General features: G+C 61.1%; 16 protein-coding genes. 14 read left to right on the forward strand and 2 right to left on the reverse strand.

Going from position 1 to position 20,926, the window contains the following annotated elements; translation table 11 throughout:
• Positions 1 to 105: 105 nt before the first annotated feature.
• The 14 genes from ACO6TG_RS17470 to ACO6TG_RS17535 all read left to right on the forward strand — a co-directional run bounded on the left by ACO6TG_RS17470 (position 106) and on the right by ACO6TG_RS17535 (position 19,284).
• Positions 106 to 510: a PTS sugar transporter subunit IIA gene (locus ACO6TG_RS17470; protein WP_094073509.1), complete on the forward strand. Its 405-nt coding sequence runs from the start codon at positions 106 to 108 to the stop codon at positions 508 to 510.
• 8 nt (positions 511 to 518) lie between these two features.
• A complete protein-coding gene (locus ACO6TG_RS17475) occupies positions 519 to 803 on the forward strand; it encodes an HPr family phosphocarrier protein (RefSeq protein ID WP_422374360.1) in 285 nt (94 codons plus the stop codon).
• A 91-nt stretch (positions 804 to 894) separates the two neighbouring features.
• On the forward strand, positions 895 to 2,202 hold the full coding sequence (locus ACO6TG_RS17480) for a class I SAM-dependent methyltransferase (protein ID WP_422374361.1): 1,308 nt from the start codon (positions 895 to 897) through the stop codon (positions 2,200 to 2,202).
• Positions 2,203 to 2,300: 98 nt separating this feature from the next.
• On the forward strand, positions 2,301 to 3,389 hold the full coding sequence (locus ACO6TG_RS17485) for a serine hydrolase domain-containing protein (RefSeq protein ID WP_422374362.1): 1,089 nt from the start codon (positions 2,301 to 2,303) through the stop codon (positions 3,387 to 3,389).
• Between the two features lie 213 nt (positions 3,390 to 3,602).
• Positions 3,603 to 4,991 (forward strand): adenosylhomocysteinase, encoded by a 1,389-nt coding sequence (gene ahcY / locus ACO6TG_RS17490; RefSeq protein WP_094073511.1) that lies wholly within the window; start codon positions 3,603 to 3,605, stop codon positions 4,989 to 4,991.
• A 314-nt stretch (positions 4,992 to 5,305) separates the two neighbouring features.
• Positions 5,306 to 7,750 carry an ATP-binding protein gene (locus tag ACO6TG_RS17495; protein WP_422374363.1) on the forward strand — a complete coding sequence of 815 codons (2,445 nt, stop codon included), beginning with the start codon at positions 5,306 to 5,308 and terminating at the stop codon, positions 7,748 to 7,750.
• Between the two features lie 18 nt (positions 7,751 to 7,768).
• Positions 7,769 to 9,295: a tRNA (adenosine(37)-N6)-threonylcarbamoyltransferase complex ATPase subunit type 1 TsaE gene (gene tsaE, locus ACO6TG_RS17500; RefSeq protein ID WP_422374364.1), complete on the forward strand. Its 1,527-nt coding sequence runs from the start codon at positions 7,769 to 7,771 to the stop codon at positions 9,293 to 9,295.
• 39 nt (positions 9,296 to 9,334) lie between these two features.
• Positions 9,335 to 10,069 carry a nucleotidyltransferase family protein gene (locus ACO6TG_RS17505; RefSeq protein ID WP_422374365.1) on the forward strand — a complete coding sequence of 245 codons (735 nt, stop codon included), beginning with the start codon at positions 9,335 to 9,337 and terminating at the stop codon, positions 10,067 to 10,069.
• Between the two features lie 2 nt (positions 10,070 to 10,071).
• Entirely contained in the window at positions 10,072 to 13,218 is a 3,147-nt protein-coding gene (addB, locus tag ACO6TG_RS17510; RefSeq protein WP_422374366.1) for a double-strand break repair protein AddB, read from the forward strand.
• Positions 13,215 to 16,724 carry a double-strand break repair helicase AddA gene (addA, locus tag ACO6TG_RS17515; RefSeq protein ID WP_422374367.1) on the forward strand — a complete coding sequence of 1,170 codons (3,510 nt, stop codon included), beginning with the start codon at positions 13,215 to 13,217 and terminating at the stop codon, positions 16,722 to 16,724. Before addB ends, addA begins: the two co-directional genes overlap by 4 nt.
• An 85-nt stretch (positions 16,725 to 16,809) precedes the next feature.
• On the forward strand, positions 16,810 to 17,130 hold the full coding sequence (gene trxA, locus ACO6TG_RS17520; protein WP_094073517.1) for a thioredoxin: 321 nt from the start codon (positions 16,810 to 16,812) through the stop codon (positions 17,128 to 17,130).
• 144 nt (positions 17,131 to 17,274) lie between these two features.
• The gene (gene grpE, locus ACO6TG_RS17525) at positions 17,275 to 17,913 is read left to right on the forward strand and encodes a nucleotide exchange factor GrpE (RefSeq protein WP_422374368.1); all 639 of its coding nucleotides are present in this window, start codon (positions 17,275 to 17,277) and stop codon (positions 17,911 to 17,913) included.
• 252 nt (positions 17,914 to 18,165) lie between these two features.
• Positions 18,166 to 18,777, forward strand: coding sequence for a trimeric intracellular cation channel family protein (locus ACO6TG_RS17530; RefSeq protein ID WP_422378901.1), 612 nt, complete (start codon positions 18,166 to 18,168; stop codon positions 18,775 to 18,777).
• A gap of 123 nt (positions 18,778 to 18,900) precedes the next feature.
• A complete protein-coding gene (locus ACO6TG_RS17535) occupies positions 18,901 to 19,284 on the forward strand; it encodes a VOC family protein (protein WP_422374369.1) in 384 nt (127 codons plus the stop codon).
• 344 nt (positions 19,285 to 19,628) lie between these two features.
• Here ACO6TG_RS17535 and ACO6TG_RS17540 read toward each other — a convergent pair whose 3' ends face one another.
• Both ACO6TG_RS17540 and ACO6TG_RS17545 read right to left on the reverse strand, forming a co-directional pair.
• On the reverse strand, positions 19,629 to 20,537 hold the full coding sequence (locus ACO6TG_RS17540) for an ornithine cyclodeaminase (RefSeq protein ID WP_422374370.1): 909 nt from the start codon (positions 20,535 to 20,537) through the stop codon (positions 19,629 to 19,631).
• 13 nt (positions 20,538 to 20,550) lie between these two features.
• Positions 20,551 to 20,916, reverse strand: coding sequence for a LapA family protein (locus ACO6TG_RS17545; RefSeq protein ID WP_422374371.1), 366 nt, complete (start codon positions 20,914 to 20,916; stop codon positions 20,551 to 20,553).
• Positions 20,917 to 20,926 lie beyond the last annotated feature (10 nt).

A 20,926-nucleotide genomic window follows, 5' to 3' on the forward strand; every position in this document is an offset into this window, starting at 1 on the left:
TGAAGCGGTTGAAGAGAGTGCAACAGACTGGTAAACGCCCGGCTCCATTCGGATCCCATTCGGGGTCCTGAGCCATTGAAACCCGATAGTCAGGCAATACGACGCATGATTGGACTTGTACTTGTGACGCACGGACGCCTTGCTGAAGAATTCAAGGCGGCGCTCGAACATGTTGTCGGTCCTCAGGAGCAAGTCGAGACCATCTCCATCGGCCCCGATGACGATATGGAACAACGGCGTCAGGACATACTTGCTGCCGTCGAAGCAGCCAATTCCGGCAAGGGTGTTGTTCTGCTGACCGACATGTTCGGCGGCACGCCTTCCAATCTTGCGATTTCGGTCATGGACAGCAAATCCGTGGAAGTGGTTGCAGGTGTCAATTTGCCCATGCTGATCAAGCTGGCCAGCGTTCGCACGGACCGGGAACTGGCCGACGCGGTCGACGAGGCCCGTCAGGCTGGCCAGAAATACATTTCCGTCGCCAGCCAGGTGTTGTCGGGACAAAACTAAAAGAACTAATGACAACACAGAGCGACCTGGAAAAAGACCTCACGATCGTCAACCGCCGCGGGCTCCATGCGCGCGCTTCCGCCAAGCTGGTCAAGCTGGTGGAAACCTTCGAGGCCGAAGTCATCGTCTCGAAGGACGGTCAGACCGTCGGCGGCACCTCGATCATGGGCCTGATGATGCTGGCTGCCAGCCCCGGTTGCTGCATAAAGGTCAGCGTTAGCGGTTCTGATGCAGATGCAGCGCTTTCTGCGATCTCCGAGCTGGTCGAAAGTGGCTTTGGTGAAGAGGATTGAATTTGGTAACAGGCACCAGGCGCACTGCTCCTGAGCAGTGGCCATCTGTTTGTTCGCCCACCATTTTCAGAAGAAATTTCAGGGGAGCGCAATGCCGAGCCAATTCGAGGACCGTACATTATCTGCTGCCCGCACGGCCCTGACTCACATCCACGAAGCCCTGGAACTTGAATTTGCGTTTGAGCTCTGGGATGGCACGCGTGTTCCGGCGGATGCTCCGGCGGACGGCTTGCGCCTGGCCCTGTCCGAGACCGCATTGACCCGCTTGCTGCGCCGCCCGAAAATCAAGACCGTCATTGATCTTTATGCCGCCGGTGATCTCGATCCGCGTGGTGGCAGCATCTTCGACTTTGCCGAAAAACGACCCTCTGTCAAAGGCCGGGAGATCCGCAGGCGCCTGAACAAGGGGCTGTTGCTAAAAAGCGCCTGGCCACTGTTCTGGGGCGGACGAGGCAAGTCGGTTGCGCGGGCGGAAGACGGTCTCGACGCGGGCGAAGCAGCCAATCGCGGATCGGGTAGCCGCAAGGACGACATTGCGTTTCACTATGACGTCTCCAATGACTTCTACCGGCGGTTCCTGGACCCGGAGATGGTCTATACCTGCGCCTATTTTTCAGACTGGTCGAATGACCTGGCAACGGCGCAGAAAGACAAGCTCGACATGATTTGCCGAAAGCTCCGCCTGAAACCGGGTGAGCGTATGCTGGATATCGGTTGTGGCTGGGGTGCTTTGATTTGTCATGCTGCCGAACATTATGGCGTCACCGCCGTCGGCGTGACCCTGGCCGAAGAGCAACTGAAGCTGGCGCGCGAGCGCATTGCCGAACGCGGTCTGGAGGACAAGGTCAGCGTCGAATTGATCGACTATCGTGACATGAAGGGCAAGTTCGACAAGATTTCCTCGATCGGTATGTTCGAGGCCGTCGGGCTCGACAACTACGACAATTACTTCCAGAGCGTGAACCGTTTGCTCAAGCCCAGGGGGGTCTATCTGCATCATGCGATCACCCGCCGCGGCAAGAAGGACCTGAAAGCGTTCCGCCGAAAGAAGCCGGAATACCAGGCACTGGTGCGATACATCTTCCCGGGTGGGGAGGTCGATCATATCGGCTGGACACTGACCAATCTCGAAGCGCACGGGTTCGAGGTTCACGATGTGGAAGCCTGGCGGGAACACTACGCCCGCACCACCCGGCTCTGGGCGGAAAACCTCATGAAGGTGAAGGATGAGGCGATCGCGGAGATTGGCGAACAGAAATACCGGCTCTGGCTGGCCTACCTGATCGGCGTCTCTCTCGGCTTCGAACGCGGCTCGATCGGGATCTTCCAGACCGTTGCGACCCGGCGCACGAAGGGGGCCTCCGGCATGCCGCCATCGCGCGCGGATCTCTATCGCTAGAGACAGGGCCCTCGCCACCTTCTAGTTTTCCTTCTGAGCGGGAACTGCGGCATAGTCTGATCACCTCGGCCAAAGACTTGTCACGAAGGAGGTCAGTGATGCGTGGACCGGCTGCAGCGTGTTTGACAATTGTCCTTTCAGCAATTGTCGCGGGCACATCTGGCCCGGCAATTGCCGGCAAGTTGACGGCTCTTTTGGACGAGTTTGCTGGTGCAGACTGCCTTCCGGACGGCCCGGCCTCTGTGCTCTTCCTTCAGACGTCCACTGAAACGGCCGCCATCGCCTGTGGCACCGAACGGGAAGGCGGCAAGCGCGCCCAGGCGCACAGCCGGTTTCTGATTGCCTCTGTCTCCAAGCTCTATCTTGCCGTTGCCATCCTGCAGCTGCACGAGGAAGGCACGCTCGACATCGAAGACGAGGTGTCGAGATGGCTGCCGTCAGATGTCGTTCAAGCGTATGACGGCCTTGACGGCATCACCATCGCGATGCTGCTGACCATGACCAGCGGACTGCCGGACTATCTCGACGATGCGTTCTTTCTGTCCAGCGTTGCAGATGCAAAGGCAGGTCTGTCGGACCACGACATTTTGACAAAAGCGGCTCGAAGTGTTGCAGCAGAGCCGCGCCTGTTTGAACCGGGAACGGCGTTTGACTATTCGAACACCAACTATCTGCTGGCCCAGCTTGTTCTGGAGAACGCGGCCGCGAGGCCGATGAACGAGATTTTCAAGACCCGCATACTTGCACCAGCCGGACTTGGGGCGACGGGCCTTCTGGGCTACGACACTCCTCCTTCTGAATTCGTTCAGGGCTTTGAGGATTTCGGCAGGGGGCTGGAGCCGGTTGATGCCTATCTGACCGGATACGGTTTCGGTGATGGCGGACTGGTATCTTCAGCGGCAGACGTGGCCGCATTTTACAAGGCACTGCTGATCGACAAGACCCTGCTGGAACAGGACACGCTGGAACGGTTGCTCGACGACCCCCTGGGCGAGGGCTATGGCATGGGGATCGAGCTGGAGACGCAGCCGGATCTCGGGGCCGTCTTTGGTCATTCAGGCGGCGATACCGGTTTTTCCGCGGACATACGCTATTCGTCTGGAAAAGATGCAATCGTGGTCTATGTGTCTGCGCTGGCAGATGATGATCTGTCAGTGACCTGGGAGCTGCTGGAAGAACTTCCTTAACCCTGATCCGAGGCAGTTGAGAGAGGATATAAAGATTTCTTTATATCTTTATTGCGTCATGTGCGCGACGGCGTTATAACCCGCCGCAGGATTGCCGGACGTGTCTTCGGCGATCAGCAACATCGCCGGTCGAATTCGGGCAGAAGCGTTTGTATGTCCGACGGCCACATCCTGATCTGGCAGTGACGCTGGCTCAAAAAGCAGGACATTTTCATGACCGACTATATCATCAAAGACATAGGGCTCGCAGACTGGGGCCGTACCGAAATCGAGATCGCCGAGCATGAAATGCCGGGTCTGATGGCCTGCCGCGAAGAATTCGGCGAGAGCAAACCGCTCAAGGGCGCCCGGATTGCCGGTTCCCTGCACATGACCATTCAGACCGCCGTCCTGATCGAGACGCTGGTCGCGCTTGGCGCCGAAGTCCGCTGGGCTTCCTGCAACATCTACTCCACCCAGGATCAGGCTGCCGCCGCCATTGCCGCTTCCGGTGTGCCGGTCTTCGCCGTCAAGGGCGAAACCCTGGAAGAATACTGGGACTACGCAGACAAGATCTTCGATTTCCCCGAAGGCGCCAACATGATCCTCGACGATGGCGGCGACGCCACGCTCTACATCCTGATGGGTGCGCGCGTTGAAGCCGGCGAAACGGATCTCATCGAGAACCCGACTTCCGAAGAAGAAGAGTGCTTGTTCGCGCAGATCAAGAAGCGCATGGCCGCCAATCCGGGCTGGTTCACCAAGCAGAAAGAGCTGATCAAGGGCGTCTCCGAAGAGACCACCACCGGTGTTCTGCGTCTTTATGAAATGCAGAAGAAGGGCGCGCTGCCGTTCCCGGCGATCAACGTCAATGACAGCGTCACCAAGTCCAAGTTCGACAACCGTTACGGCTGCCGTGAGTCCCTGGTCGACGGTATTCGCCGCGGCACGGACGTGATGATGTCCGGCAAGGTTGCCGTCGTCTGTGGTTACGGCGATGTCGGCAAAGGCTCCGCCCAGTCTCTGGCCGGCGCTGGCGCACGCGTCATTGTCACCGAGATCGACCCGATCTGCGCCCTGCAGGCGTCCATGGACGGCTTCGAGGTCAAGACCATGGAGCAGGCTCTTCCGGAAGGCGACATCTATGTCACCGCGACCGGCAACAAGGACATCATCACCTTCGACCATATGCGTGGCATGAAGGACATGGCGATCGTCTGCAACATCGGTCACTTCGACAACGAAATCCAGGTTGCTGCTCTGAAGAACACCAAACTGCGCCCGGTCAAGGACCAGGTCGACATGTACGAGTTCCCGGACGGCAAGCGCATGATCCTTCTGTCCCAGGGCCGTCTTGTGAACCTGGGTAACGCCACCGGCCACCCGAGCTTCGTGATGTCCGCCAGCTTCACCAACCAGGTTCTGGCCCAGATCGAGCTCTACTCCAAGGGCGATCAGTACGAGAACGAAGTCTACGTTCTGCCGAAGCACCTGGACGAGAAGGTCGCACGCCTCCATCTCGCCAAGCTGGGCGTGACGTTAACTGAATTGACGGACGAACAATCTCAATATCTGGGGATTAATAAGGCTGGTCCGTTCAAGTCGGAACACTACAAATACTGATCCTGAGCAGGGCGGATACTAGATGTAGTTTTCGCCCTGATTCGGTTCTGTGAACAAAAAAATGCAGGACCCTTGAATTTTAAGGGTCCTGTTAACTTTTCAATAACGGACTCTTCTGCGTGATTCTCAAAAAGGTTATGGTTTAGACGAATCAAAGGCCAGAAGGCGGATGTCTTTGATTTGCTCCCAGAAACCGGGGGCTGCACCCCGCGGAAAGCGGGACAAGGCGGCGTTAAGGGGATCACAATATGCCGAAAGGCAGCACAAACGGCGCGCGGCCACGCGCGACGTGGCGAGATCGGAGTCTGAAATCGGTGAAGCTTGGCGGGACCGCGCTGGCGGGCCTCAGCCTGTTCACCGGTTCGGCCGCTGCCGACATGCTCGCCGACACCACCGCTGCCATTTCTCCCGATACCATGATTCTGTTCGGCGCGTTAGGCGGCATGTGCGCCTTTGCCGTGACCGCTGCCATCGCTCTTGTCCGCCATCGCAAGCAGTCAGCCCAGCTGACCGGTACGCTGGAAAAGGAAAAGAGTGACCTGAAATTCCGTGTCGACCGCCTCGAAGCCATGCTCAACACCGACGAGCAGCGCGTGATCGTGTGGACAGGCAATGGCGCCGTGCCGCAGATCTGGGGCGTCCTGCCGGAAAAATCCGGCGTGCCGCGTCCGCCGGCGCAACTGCTTGCCTTCGGCAGCTGGTTGACCGCCAAATGCGCGGGCGATCTTGAGCGGCATCTCGACAGTCTGTTTCGCACCGGGGAGTCCTTCACGACCACGCTGAAAACGCGCACCGGCAGCTATGTCGAAGCGCTTGGCCGCACGACCGGCGGCGCGGTGGTGCTGCGTCTGCGTGACCTGACCGGCGAACGCCAGATGCAGGCGGAACTGGCCGCGCGCAACGCCAAGATCTCCGGCGAGCTGCACATGCTGCATTCCCTGCTGGATGCCATGCCGGCCCCCGCCTGGCAGCGGGATGCGGAAGGCAACCTCATCTGGGCCAACGAGGCCTACGCGGAAGCGGTGGAAATGCCGGATGCCGACAGCGCCGTGCGCGACGGGGCCACCTTCCTCGACGCTGCTGCACGGACGGCGATGGCGGTGCAGCGCGACGAGGACGGCTGCTTCAACGCCCGGATCCCGATCGTTGCCTCCAGCGAGCGCCGTGTGTTCGAGATCACCGATGTCAACGCGAATGTCGGCGGCGCCGGCATTGCCGTGGACATCAGCGAACTTGAACAGGCCAAGAAGGAGCTCGGCCGGGCTGAAGATTTTCACGGCCGGACTCTCGATCAGCTGGCCGCAGCCGTTGCGATCTATAGTGCCGACCGCAAGCTTCAGTTCTATAATGCCGCTTTCAAGCAGCTCTGGGATCTCGATCCGCTGTTCCTGGAAAGCCGTCCGGAAGATGGCGCCGTGCTCGACGCTTTGCGCGCGGCGCGCAAGTTGCCCGAACAGGCCGACTACCGGGTCTGGCGCAACAAGATGCTCGACAGCTACCAGTCCCTCGAGGCGCGCGAGAGCTGGTGGCACCTGCCGGATGGCCGCACGCTCCGGGTCATCGCCAACCCGCACCCACAGGGCGGCGTCACCTATATCTATGAAAACGTCACCGAGCAGCTCGATCTGGAAAGCCGGTACAATGCACTGACCCGTGTTCAGGGCGAAACGCTGGACAATCTCTCCGAAGCTGTTGCCGTGTTCGGCTCCGATGGCCGCCTTCGGCTCTGGAACCCGGCCTTCGGCCGCATCTGGGGGCTCGACGAGGATCAGCTCTCCGAACTTCCGCATGTCAAGGAAGTGGTTTCCGCCTGTACGCTCAGCGATCTGGAACGCGAGGCCTGGGAACTGCTCGCGGGCAATGTCACAGGACTGCTCGACAACCGCACCCAGAATGTCAGCCGGCTGGAACGTCACAACGGCGACGTGCTCGACTATGCCACCGTGCCGTTGCCCGATGGCGGCACGCTGGTGACCTTTGTCGACGTGACGGACAGCGTCAATGTCGAGCGCGCTCTTCTGGAAAAGAACGAGGCGCTGGAACAGGCCGACCAGATCAAGAACGCCTTCATCCAGCACGTGTCCTACGAGCTCCGCTCACCGCTGACCAACATCATCGGCTTCGCGCAGCTTCTGGCCGATCCGAAATTCGGCGAACTGTCGGACAAGCAAAGCGAATATGCCGACTACATCCAGTCGTCCTCGTCTTCCCTGCTGGCCATCATCAACGACATTCTTGATCTGGCAACGCTCGATGCCGGCATCATGGAACTGGATCTCGGTGAGGTCGATGTGGCTGCCACGGTCGCGGCCGCCGTGGAGGGCCTGAAGGACCGGCTCGCGGAGACCAAGATCAGCCTGCGCACCCACGTCCCGGACGATATCGGTGTCATGGTTGCCGACGAAACCCGCCTGCGCCAGGTCCTGTTCAACCTGATTTCCAACGCCGTGCGCTATTCGGAAGCCGAAGGTGTTGTGGATGTCAGCTGCAGCCGCAATGACGGCAACATCACGTTCGTGGTCAAGGATCATGGCTTCGGCATTCCCGCCGAGATCCTGACCCAGGTTTTCAACCGTTTTGTCGGCCATGATACCGGTGCCCGCCGTCAGGGCGCAGGTCTGGGCCTTGCCATCGTCAAGAGCTTTGTCGAACTTCATGGCGGGACGGTCGACATCCAGTCCGCAGAAGGCAAGGGCACGACCGTCACCTGTACCTTCCCGGCCCGGCCTGAAATGGCGGACACCGCTGCGGCGGAGTAATGCCAAAGGGTGCTGAAAATGCCGGATCATGACCTGAGGCAGCTGCCGGCGCCGTTCCTGTCACTGGAAGTCATCGATGAAGCGGAGACACGGCGCCTTGCCAACGATCTGGCGCTTGTCCTGAAGCCTGGCGACATTGTCTGCCTGTCAGGCGATCTGGGCGCCGGCAAATCCACCTTCACCCGCGCCTTGCTTCGATCCTTTGCCGGAGATCCCGAGCTTGAAGTCCCGAGCCCGACCTTCACGCTGGTCCAGACCTATGAGCTTGACCGGTTCGACCTGTCCCATTTCGATCTCTATCGGCTTGAAGACCCCGAGGAACTGGAAGAACTCGGATTGGACGATCTGGTTGAAGCAGGGGCGGCACTGATCGAGTGGCCGGAAAAGGCGGAAGAGCTGCTGCCGGCCGACGCACTCTGGGTGCAGATCACGCAGCCCGAGGAAGAGGCGGACAAGCGCCGTTTCAGCTTTTTTTCGGAAAGCCCGGATTGGCGTTCGAGGATGGAACAATCCCTCCACACACGCCGGTTCCTGGCATCCATCAAACTGGGGACAGCAGAGCGTCATTTTCTGGCTGGTGATGCTTCTTTGCGCAGCTTCGAAACGGTCATATCGGATGAAGCGACCGCGGTTCTGATGCGCTGGCCGTTCCAGGGTGATGCTGTTCCGGATGCCGTCCGGACCTATATGCAGACGGTTCATCTGGCGCAGGACAGCAGGGCTGTTGTCGCGATCAACTCCGAACTGCGCCGCCGCGGCTTTCTGGCGCCGGAAATCTATGCGGCGGATCTGGAGAGCGGTTTCATTCTCTCCCAGGACCTTGGCCGCGAGACCATCGTCAGGGACGGCAGACCCGACCCTGAGCGTTACCGTGTGGCGACGGAGCTTCTGGCTGAGATGCACGGCCAGTCCTGGCCGGAGGCGGTGACGCTGGAGGGCGGCAGTGTTCATTCCGTTCCGATCTATTCCCGGGCTGCCCTGACCGCCGAAGCTGCGCTGTTCCTGGACTGGTATGTCCCCCATGTCACCGACCGGAATGCCGACGAAGCAATGCGTCGGGACTTTGAGGATCTTTGGCAAAAGGCGCTGGACGCGATCACCGATGCGCAGACGGGCTGGGTGCTGCGCGACTATCATTCGCCGAATCTTCTGTGGCAGGAAGGTGCATCCGGCAAGAACCGCGTTGGCCTGATCGATCTGCAGGATACGGTCATTGGACCGGTCGCCTATGACGTGGCGTCCCTGTTGCTGGATGCCAGGGTGGACGTGTCACGGGATCTGGAAACGGCCCTCTTCGAAACCTATGTTTCGACAAGGGAAAAACAGGCTTCCGGCTTCGACAGGGCGTCCTTCACAAAGGCATACGGCGTGATGGGTGCCCAACGGGTGTCCAAGATCCTCGGGATCTTTGTGCGTCTGGCCAGAAGGGATGGTAAGCCGGCTTATTTGAGCCATTTGCCGCGCATGTTAGGCTATCTCGACCGGGTGCTTGACAGGCCGGGCCTGTCGGATTTGAAAGACTGGTACAACCGTTTCCGGCTCTGAAGTTTTCGGGTTCAGCCGGAACCACATTTGAGACAAGAGATGACTGATACGCGGTTCCGTCCCATCAACGCCATGATCCTGGCCGCAGGCCTCGGCAAACGCATGCGCCCGCTGACGGCGACCACACCGAAGCCGCTGATCGAGGTCAATGGCCAGGCGCTGATCGACCATGGCATGGATCGGCTGGCCGCGGCCGGGGTCAGGTCCTGTGTCGTCAACGTGCATTATCTCGCCGACCTGGTGGAAGTTCATGTCCGGCACCGCAAGGACATGGAGATCATCATCTCCGACGAGCGTGATCAGCTGCTGGATACGGGAGGCGGCATCAAAAAGGCGCTTCCGCTGCTGGGGGAGGAGCCCTTTTTCCAGCTCAATTCGGACACCAGTTACTGGATCGAGGGCGTGAAGCCCAACCTGGAGCACATGATCGAAGCCTGGGACGACAGCCGCATGGATGCCTTGCTGCTGGTCGCCGAGACCGTGAAGGCGATTGGGTATTCCGGCCGTGGCGATTTCGAGATGGCGCGCGACGGATCGCTGTCGCGGCGGCCTGAAAAAGGTGTGACGCCCTTTGCCTATGCAGGCGCGGCCCTGTTGCATCCACGCTTCTTCGACGGGGCGCCAGAGGGGCCGTTCTCCATGAACCACCTGTTTGACAAGGCCATTGAAAACGATCGGCTGTTCGGCGTGCAGATGGAAGGTGTCTGGCTGCATATCGGGACGCCGGAGGCCATACCAGCCGCTGAATATGCCGTGCGTGAGAGTGCTGCCTGAGGATGACGGAGAGCTCGCGTCTCTGGTCCATCCCGCCATCCGTTCCCTTCCTGGAAACCCTGGTCGACACGCTTGTCGACGGCACGCTTGTGCCCGGCTTCCGGCCACTGGACGATCCGCTCCGGCTGGCTGATGTCACGCTTTACCTGCCAACCCGCCGCGCCGCGCGCCTGCTGCCAGACCTGTTCCAGAAACGCTTTGGTGGCCGTCCTGTACTGTTGCCGGTGATCCGCCCTGTCGGCGATGCCGACGAGGACCTGCAAAGCCTCACGGGTGATGCGGATCTGGAGCCGCTGCCGCCGGCCATGCCCTTGATGCAGCGTCATCTGGCGATGACGCGACTGGTGAAGGCCTGGAAGGGCATGTTGCGCCGGGAAGCGCTCAGCCTGCGCTCCGACGAACCGCTGGGTTTGCCGGCATCGACGGCCGATGCAGCCTGGCTCGCTGGTGATCTTCTGGCTCTGATGGACGAGGTTGAAACGGAGGAAGCCGACTGGTCCGGACTGACCGGACTGGTGCCGGACGATTATGCGCGCTACTGGCAGATCACGCTCGATTTTCTGCAGATCGTTCGTGAGGCCTGGCCGGCGCACCTTGTTGAGTGCGGCCAGATGGATCCCAAGGCCCGCCGCTCGGCACTGATCCGCCGGGAAGCCGCCCGTCTGAAAGCGTCACCGCCGCGTGGCCCGGTCATCGTGGCGGGCGTCACGGGGTCGGTTCCGGCTACGGCGGAACTCCTGAAAGTGGTGGCCCGGCTCCCGGAAGGCGCCATCGTGCTGCCCGGGCTGGACCGTTTCATGGAGGATCGTTCCTGGCAGGTTCTCGGTCAGCGTGAGGTCGGCAAGAACCTCTCCAGGGCCGGAACGACACCTGCGCCCCAGACCTTGCCTTCACATCCGCAATACTCGCTGAAGCAGTTGCTGGACCGCCTGGCGGTCACACGACAGGACATTGGCACCCTCGGACCGGCACCGGCCCCGGATATGCTGTTGCGCGAAGAGCTTGTGTCCGAGGTCTTGCGTCCCGCCGAGACTTCCGATGGCTGGACCGGCTTTCTGGAAAGGCGGTCGGAGGAGGAACGCTCCAGAGCCCTGGAGAGCGTTGCGATCATGACGGCGCGCAACGAGGCAGATGAAGCCCTGAGTGTGGCCATTGCCTTGCGCGAGGCGGTTGAACGGGGCGAAAACGCGGCCCTTGTCTCCGCCGACCGGATGCTGACGCGGCGGGTTGCCGCCGAACTTGCCCGCTGGAACGTCCAGGTTGATGACAGTGCCGGCCGGCCGTTGGATCAGACCGCACCGGCCATTCTTTCGCTTCTGGCCGCCAAGCTGGCTCTCAATGGCTGCGAACCGATCGACCTTCTTTCACTCCTCAAACATCCGCTTGCCCGGCTCGGGTTGCCCGTCAAGGACATTCGTTCGGCCGCACGCGCGCTTGAACGCGGGGTCGTTCGCGGCCCGCGGGCACGCGCCGGTACGGCGGGTCTGAAACTGGCCGTCGAGGCGAGCTGCGAGGAAGCGGGCAAGGCGCACACGCCGCGCTGGAAAAAGGTTCACGACGCCGACTGGGACGTGATCGCGGATCTTGTCGAGCGGCTGGCAGCAGCGCTGAAACCCCTGGAAGACCTGGCATCTTCCAGTGAACCGCTGGATCTGATGGATCTGGCGCGGCGGCACATCGAGGTGATCGAGGCAATTGCGGGGGACGAAACAGGCTCGGTCGCGGAACTCTATGCCGGCGAGGCGGGGGAGGCCCTCGCGGAATTCTTCACCGGCCTCCTGGAAGCCGGCTCCAGCGGGCTCGACATTCCACCAGGCGAGTGGCCGTCCGTCCTGCCTGCGCTGATGTCTGGTCACGCTGTCCGCCGCCGTCTGCCGGGCGACACGCGCATACAGATCCTCGGTCCCATGGAAGCGCGGCTGCAGAGTTTCGACTTCATGATCCTGGGTGGTCTGAATGAAGGCGTCTGGCCGCAGCGCACCCGCAATGACCCGTGGCTGAACCGGCCGATGAAACGGGACATGGGACTGGAGCCGCCCGAACGGCGGCTGGGGGCCGCCGCACATGATTTTGCGCAAGGTTTCGGCACAAGACGCGTGTTGTTGTCGCGTGCGGCCCGAAGTGATGGCGCGCCCACCGTGGCCTCGCGCTGGCTGCAGCGGCTGACCACGCTTGCGGGGCCTGAACTCACAAGGGACCTTGAGGCACGCGGGGCGGTCTACCCGGAACTGGCCTCCCAGCTAGACCGGTCCGAAGGCGCGGTGCGTCCGGCCAAGCGTCCGGCGCCTCTGCCTCCGCTGGCGGCCCGGCCGGCTTCATTGTCCATCACCGAGATCGAGCGGCTCATCCGCGATCCCTATGCGATCTACGCGCGCCACGTTCTGGAGCTGCAGCCGGTTGAGCCAATCGGCGGCGAGCCGGGGGCAGCTGACAAGGGCAATCTCATTCATGACGCCCTGGCGCAATTTCTGATGACCTGGCAGGGCCCCTTCGACGACAGCGCAGTCGACGCGCTGATCGGAATTGGCGAAGAGCTGTTTGAACCGCTCGATGCCTTTCCGGCGATCCGGGCGCTCTGGTGGCCAAGGTTCCAGAAGATTGCAGCCGGATTTGTGGCCTATGAGGGCAAAAGATCCGCTTCCATCGACACGCGGCATCTGGAGATCGGCGGCGGTGTTGCGCTGGCTCTGCCCGGATTTGATTTCCGACTGCGCGGCCGGGCTGACCGTATCGATCAGCTGCAGGGGGGCTCCCTCGCGGTGATCGATTACAAGACGGGGCAGGTGCCGTCGCAAAAACAGGTCGACGCGTTGCTGTCGCCGCAACTGCCTCTGGAAGCGGCAATGATCAAACGGTTCGGCTTCAAGGACGTGCCGGCGGATGCCGAGGTTTCGGAACTGGTCTACCTGCAGCTGAAGGGCGGCACGGAACCGGTCATCGAGGCGGTGCGAAACCCCAAGGATGTTCCGCTGGAAGGCCTGATCGAAGATGCCTGGGCGCGGCTGGAGCAATTGATCGCCCATTATGCCAGGCCCGAGACCGGGTATCTGTCGCGCGCCCGCGTTATGCGCGAGCGGCAGATGGATGGCGACTACGACCATCTGGCCAGGACCCAGGAATGGGCTCTTGGCGGGGAGGAGCCGTCATGAGCGGGTTCCAGATCCCGGAGCTGACCCGTGAACGTCAGGATCTTGCCTCGCGCCCGCGTGCCTCGGCCTGGGTGAGTGCCAATGCCGGGTCCGGCAAGACCTTTGTCCTGTCGCGCCGGGTTGTGCGGCTCCTGCTGGATGGCACGGACCCGTCCCGCATCCTCGCGCTTACCTTTACCAAGGCCGCTGCTGCCGAAATGGCGACCCGTGTTTTCCGGATCCTGGGCGACTGGGTGACCAGGGACGATGAAGCGCTGTCCCGGGAGCTGCAGGATATCGAGGGGCGGAGACCGGATGCCGCGCGTCTTGCCATGGCACGCAGGCTCTTTGCCCGAGCGCTTGAGACCCCCGGTGGACTGAAGATCCAGACCATCCACGGCTTCTGCGAAGCGCTGCTGCACCAGTTCCCGCTGGAGGCCAACGTGGCCGGGCATTTTGCGGTGCTGGATGATCGCATCGCAGCTGAATTGATGGCCGAATCCCGCGCTACCGTGCTTCATGCCGCCGAGACCGACCCGGCGAGCACCTATGGTCGGGCCCTTGCCTCGGTGATCGATCTGATGAGCGATGGCGGCGCCCAGAAGGCTCTGGATGAACTTATCCAGAGCCGGGATGCCTTCCGCCGCTGGACCAATGATGCGGACGGGCTTTTGCCCGCGCTTGAAGAGCTGGCGGGTTTGCTCGATGTGGACCCGTCGCTGCGGCTGGCAGAGTTCGATCGGCGGTTCAAGGCGGAGTGTCCCCTCGATCTCAATACCTGCCGCGCATATGCCGAAGCGCTCGGGACCGGTTCAAAAACCGATCAGGCCCGCGGCGATGCGCTGGTCGAAGCCGCAAGCCTGGCGGACCTGACGGCTTTCCGAGAGGCCTGGCAGTCCATCTTCCTGACGGCCAGGCTCGAACCGCGCAAATCGCTCGCCACCAAGAAGATTGTTGCGGACTTCCCGCAGATGCTGGACGCTCTGGGCGCCGAGCAGGACCGGCTGTTGTCGCTGCTGGACGAACGCCGCAAGGTTGCCACCTATGAAGGCACGGCGTCGCTCCTGCATCTGGCCGACGCGGTGATCCGCCATTACGAGCGCGCAAAGACGGCGCGCGGGTATCTGGATTTCGAGGACCTGGTCGTCAAGACCGCATCGCTTCTGCAGAAGTCGGATGCGGCCCTCTGGGTGCAATACAAGCTCGACCAGGGGCTTGACCATATCCTGGTGGATGAGGCCCAGGACACCAGCCCGCGCCAATGGGACGTGGTGACGGCGCTCGCCGCAGAGTTCTTTTCAGGTGAAGGCGGACATGACAGGGTGCGGACCCTGTTTGCGGTCGGCGACGAAAAGCAGTCGATCTACTCGTTTCAGGGAGCTGTTCCGGCCTATTTCGACGCCATGCGCCGGGAATTTGCGCAAAGGGCAGGTGAAGCAGAACGGGAATTTCATTCCGTCAATCTGCAGCTGTCTTTCAGGTCGACGCCGGATGTGCTGGGCGCTGTCGATGAAGTGTTCCGCGAAGAAAGTGCCCACAGGGGCCTTTCCCAGGATGTGAAGGCGCCGGTGCACGAGGCGATCCGCCGCGACCCCGGCATTGTCGATATCTGGCCGCTGGAAGCGGAAGCGGAAATCGAGGAGCCGGACGACTGGCGGCAGCCGATCGACCATGTCGGTTCCGGCAGTCCGATGATCAAGGTCGCCAAACGCATTGCCGGGGAAATCGCCGACTGGATGCGGGACGGCGTGGCCGATCCCGGCGACGTCATGATCCTGGTTCGCAAGCGCGGTCCCTTTGTCGAGGCGCTCAACCGGGAACTGAAGGAACGCGACATTCCGGCTGCCGGCAGCGACCGGCTGGTGTTGACGGACCATATCGCGGTCAAGGATCTGGCCGCGCTTGGCCGGTTCCTGCTGCTGCCGGAAGACGATCTGTCGCTGGCCTGCGTATTGAAAAGCCCGCTCTTCGGCTTGGGAGACGAAGATCTCTTCCAGGTCGCCCGGGAGACGCCGGACAAGATCCGGCCGGGCACGCTCTGGCAGATGCTGGTCAAGCGGTCCGAAACCAGCGAGACCTGGAAACTGGTCCGGGCAAGGCTTGAGGATTGGCGCGCCCGGGCCGACTTCGTGCCGCCCTATGAATTTTATGCCCGCCTGCTGGGGGCCGATGGGGGGCGAAAGGCCTTCCGGTCCCGGCTCGGGGTTGAAGTCGATGACGTTCTCGACGAGTTCCTGGCACTGACCATGGCCTATGAACAGGCCGGCACGCCTGGTCTTGAAGGGTTCCTTGCCTGGATGGCGGCGGCTCCGACGGAGATCAAGCGTGAGCTGACCAACACCAAGGGCATGGTCCGGATCATGACCGTGCACGGGTCCAAGGGGCTTGAGGCGCGGATCGTCATTCTGGTGGATCCGGGCGCTGCGCCGGTCAGTGCGATCCATGATCCGTCTTTTCTGCCGCATCCGCGTCTGAACAATGATCTTTTGCCGCCGGCGCTTGTGTGGCTGCCGCCAAAGGCTGATCGCACAAGCTGGCACGACGAGACCGTTGACGCGTTGCGGGCGGCCCAGGAAGAGGAATATCGGCGGCTTTTATACGTGGCGCTGACACGGGCCGAAGACCGGCTGATCGTCTGTGGCTGGGAACCGAAGCGCGGTGCCCATGAAAACTGCTGGTATTCCATGGTGTCGCGGTCCCTGAAACCCGCAGCGCAGGAACTGTTCGGTCCGGACGGTGCGGTTTCGGGCTGGCGCTGGCAGAAGGGCGGGATGGGCACACAATCGGCCCCCGGGACTGTCTCCAAAACCCCTGACGCGCCCGAAGAGACAGCGCCGCCACTGCCCGCGTGGCTGTTGGAACCGGTACGGCCGCTGCCGAAAAAGAAGCGCTTGCAGCCTTCAAGAGCCTTCGAGGCGATGGAGGAGAAAGAGGGGATTGATCCCGTGCCGGCGGTTTCCAGGCTTCAGGCGGGACGGGACCCGGCCTCCTGGCCGCTGGAACGGGGTCGGCTGGTTCACCGCCTGTTGGAGCTTTTGCCCGATCTTGCGGAGGGCGAGCGGATGCAGGCTGCGGAAAACTATCTCGATCAGGCGCTGCGCCCGGAATTCATCTCCCGCCGCGAGCGCTTGCTGGAAGAGGTCGCGCGCATTCTGGACGATCCCGAATTCGCGCCGCTGTTTGCGGCCCGGGCAAGGGCCGAGGTGCCTGTCGTTGGCACGATTCGCATTGCCGATGGCACGGAGGTCGAAATCTCCGGGCAGATCGACCGGCTTCTGGTTGAGGATAACCGGGTTGTGATTGTGGATTACAAGACGAATTTTCATCTACCGGAAGAGGTTTCGGAAGTTCCCCTCGAATATCGCGCACAGCTTTGTGTTTACAGGGAAATGCTGAAGCAGATTTATCCTGGCCGGGACATTTCCGCCTGTCTTCTGTGGACCTCCGGCCCTTCCCTGATGGAAATCCCGGCTGCAATGCTCGACGAGACCTTTGCCGGACTGCGGCCTGACGGCACAGCGGCTTGACGCCGCGCCTCTTGCTTCCTACGTTCGTGCCAACTGACGCGCTTACATAGTGTAGGCGTGACCCCCAGACCTACGAGATCTAGTTATGGCAACCACGCAAGTCACCGATGCCTCCTTCGAGGCGGAAGTTCTGAATTCCGACGCTCCGGTCGTCGTCGACTTCTGGGCCGAATGGTGCGGCCCCTGTAAGATGATCGCTCCGGCACTTGAGGAAATCTCCGAAGAGATGGACGGCCAGGTGAAGATCACCAAGCTGAACATTGACGAGAACCAGGACATGGCCATGAAATATGGCGTCCGCTCCATCCCCATGCTGATCCTGTTCAAGGGTGGTGAGCCGATGGCGCAACAGATCGGTGCTGCGCCGAAAGGCAAGCTGTCCGACTGGATCAAGAGCGCCCTTTAAGAATTGATCTTCCTGCGGCCGACCGGCGGCAGGCCATATGAGCGCGGCCGGCGGATATGCGACAGCTTATCCGCCGATCCTCTTTGAAATGGCCGGCAATTGGTATAAAGCAGCCGCATTGGATTTTAGCCAGACGGACCATTCATGAGTGACGAGAACAAATCCCCGGAAGAACAGCCGGCAGACGTGACGCCGGAAACCGAAGCCGCGGCCGGTGAAACCGGTGCTGACGCGACCGGCATGGATCCCCTCGAACTGCTGCAGACGGAAAATGCCGACCTCAAGGACCGGGCGCTCCGTACCATGGCCGAGATGGAAAACCTGCGCCGCCGCACGGAGAAGGAAATCAAGGACGCCCGCCAATATGCGGTCTCCGGATTTGCCCGCGACATGCTGACCGTTTCCGACAATCTGCGCCGGGCGCTGGAAGCCCTGCCGGAAGACGATCGCAAGAACGCCGATGCCGGCGTTGCCTCGCTGATCGAAGGTGTTGAGATGATCGAGCGTGATCTGCTCAACCAGCTGGAAAAGAACGGCGTCAAGAAGCTCAACCCGGAAGGCCAGAAATTCGACCCGAATTTTCATCAGGCCATGTTCGAGGTGCCGAACACGGAAGTGCCGAACAACACCGTGGTTCAGGTTATGCAGGCCGGCTATGTCATCGGTGAACGCGTCTTGCGCCCGGCCATGGTCGGCGTCTCCAAGGGCGGGCCGAAGGACGTTGCCCAGGCGCCGGCGGACACCGCTGGTGAAGCCGGTCAAACCGTCGACAAGAGCGCCTGATCGCGCCAGCGACCTTTATTGATAGAAGCCACTTCCGCCGATCGCGGGAGTGGTTTTTTTTCGGCCGGAGTTGGTAAGCTTCGCCATCGTTGGGCCTGTGTCGGTAGTCCATGCCCTGAACGTGAGCTACAACGGGTTTTTCCATCGGGGAAGAACGGTCAGGCTCTCATGATCAAGTCATGGGGGACGGCAATCCGGAAAGCAGGCTGACCCGAACTTGGTCTGGCGGTCCAACGAGTGAAAAGGGACACCATGCTGCTGCAGATGCTGGATTATCTCGGCGTTGCCGTTTTTGCTGTCACAGGCGGCATCATGGCGTCGCGCAAGCAGCTCGATTTCATCGCGTTTCTGTTCTTTGCCACCCTGACCGGCATTGGCGGTGGCACGCTCCGCGATCTGCTTCTTGGCGTGCCTGTGTTCTGGGTCGAGAACGAAACCTATCTGCTTGTCTGTCTTGCGATCAGCGTTTTCGTCTGGTTCTTTGCCGACTGGATCGAGTCTTTGAACAAGCCGCTTCGCTGGGCGGACGCAGTCGGGATTGCCGCCTATTCCGTCATGGGGGCTGCCAAGGCTCTTTCGGTTGGCGACACCATTCTGGTGGCGGTCCTGATGGGAGTTGCGACGGCAACATTCGGGGGCGTCCTAAGGGACACGATTGCACGTGAACCCTCCTCCATCGTCAAGTCCGAGATTTATGTCAGCGCTGCATTCGCCGGCGCTGGAAGTTATGTCCTGCTGGTGCAGCTGGACCTGCCGCAAGTCGCCTGTGCGCTTCTGGCCGGTGCGATCGCGCTGGTTCTGCGCGGCGGGGCCATCTTGCGGGGATGGACTTTGCCCGGCTATCGCGCCGGCAAGAACAGCTAATTGGCAGGGCGTCTCGATATTGACAAAAATCGCGATGAAATTGCGCTATGTCACAGGTCTGTCCATCGGTCCACATTAGGATCACCACAGCCTCAGGGTGCAATTTCACAAATGGAGGAGAGCATGGCCGAACACGGTATTTTCTACTGGAATGAGCTGATGACCCGCGACACCCAGAAAGCCAAGGACTTTTATGGCAAGACACTCGGATGGACATTCACCGAAATGCCGATGGAAGACGGCACCTATGTGATGGCCAACCTCAAGGACAAGCCGGTTGGTGGTTTCTTTCCGATGAATGCGCCCCATTTCGACGGCATTCCGGAACACTGGATGTCATACATTGCCGTCGACAACATCGACGAGCGCCTGGAGCTTGCAAAGGCCCATGGCGCCGAGGTCATGCGTCCACCCTTTGATGTACCCGGTGTCGGCCGCATCGCTATCCTGAAGGATGTCGGTGGCGCGGTTCAGGGCTGGATGACACCCGCCGAGATGGCCGGCTGACAGCCAGGGATCAAAGGGTCGAAACACAAAAAAGCCGGTCCTGAAGGAACCGGCTTTTGCGCCTTTGAGCGATGACTGCAGCAGGTCGGTTCGGCATGCTGCAGCCGATGCTTTAGTAAACCAGCCCTGTCGTCGCCGAGACGTAAAAAATCAGCCCGATCGCGATTGCTGGAAGGCTTGCCGAATAGGCAAGTGTCGTCAACATGACGTGCTCCTTTGCAGTCGACATTCCGGAAACATGGCCGTCATGCAACCGCCGGTTCTCCGGCGCGTTTGACAGTCCTACTCCCGGGTCTACCCCCTGCTGCTTAAAATGTGGTGCCTGTCGTGCCGAGTTCCAGAGATCACGTTCTCAAAAAAATGTGTGCGGCAAGCGCATAGTCGGCAAGCCCGGTGCGTGCACTGGGCAGAAACAGGGTTCTTTGGCCGTAATAGCGGCGGCCCGCCTTGTTGCCCTGGGTCAGCTCTTTCAGATCCGCCGCCCATTCCAGTTCCAGGCTCGGCGGCGCGCTCATGTCGGATGTGAACAGGCGGGCTTCTTCCTGAAGGTCAGTCGGCAACTGCGCCTCGACGTCAAGCACGTCTATATGACAGCCGGCCGGCGGATCGAGATAGGTCAGCATGTGATGGGTGCCCGTTCCGGCATCGGGCCCGGCGATCAGGATCATGTCGGCGCCTTCCTGCGCCGAGTGAATCTCTCCGGTCACACCGACTTGCACCCCCTTCAGCGTCGTCAGTCCGGAGATCCTTTTCTGAGTGTCCGGCGCCGTCCCGCAAAGCAGGATCGAGGTCAGATTTCTGACATCTGCATAAGCGGAAATCAGGCGGGGAAGACGCGGATCATCGCCGATAATCAGCAGCCTGGACGTGTCTTCGCGCGACAGATAGCTGGCCGCCAGGGCGTGCATGGCGGATGTTCGCCAGACAGTCAGGCGCATGCCGTCCAGGAGCGCGATCGGCTGGCCGGCAGTGCCGGAGAATAGGAGATAGAGGCTGGCGGCCGGTCCGGGTTGTTCCGGCAGATCGAGAGCAAGCGCACATCCGATATAGCCACGGGAGACATCGCCCTGAGCGGCGAAATCCGTCCAGGCGGGTTGAAAAGACAGCGCGCCAGTCAGTTGATTGATCCGGTCAATCGTCAACGTGCTGGTTTCTGGTGCAACCGTATTTGATCTGTAGGCCCGGCGCAGCGTTTCAAGAACGGACCGGTCGTCAAGACAGGCGTCAATCTCGTCGCTGGAAATGATCCGCATCAGGGAGCGCCGATCAGGCGGCTGTGCGGCTGCCCGGTCCGGTCAGCCCCTTGACACCGCCGGCAGGCTGAGACGTCGTCTGCATCTCGCGCAATTGATCTGCCTCCTTGTGCCACTTGGCAGCTTCCCGGCGCTTGGACCTGGCTTCCTTGCGCCAGCGGCCCTGCTTGGCCCAGACGGCGATACCGCCGACAACAATGCCGACGCCGAGGCTGGCAAAAATCACCCAGAACAGGGGAATGTCAGGGACGGTCAGCCGTGGGTCCTGGGGATCGAACGGGTTCAGGGACAGCGAGACCGTGTGCCGGTTTGCAACCGACAGCGGGATAAGCACCACCGCCACGGTGAACAAAATCGCGTTCTTGATGAAGCTGGTCACTGCCTTCTCC

This window comes from Roseibium sp. (assembly GCF_965233565.1).
GTDB lineage: Bacteria > Pseudomonadota > Alphaproteobacteria > Rhizobiales > Stappiaceae > Roseibium.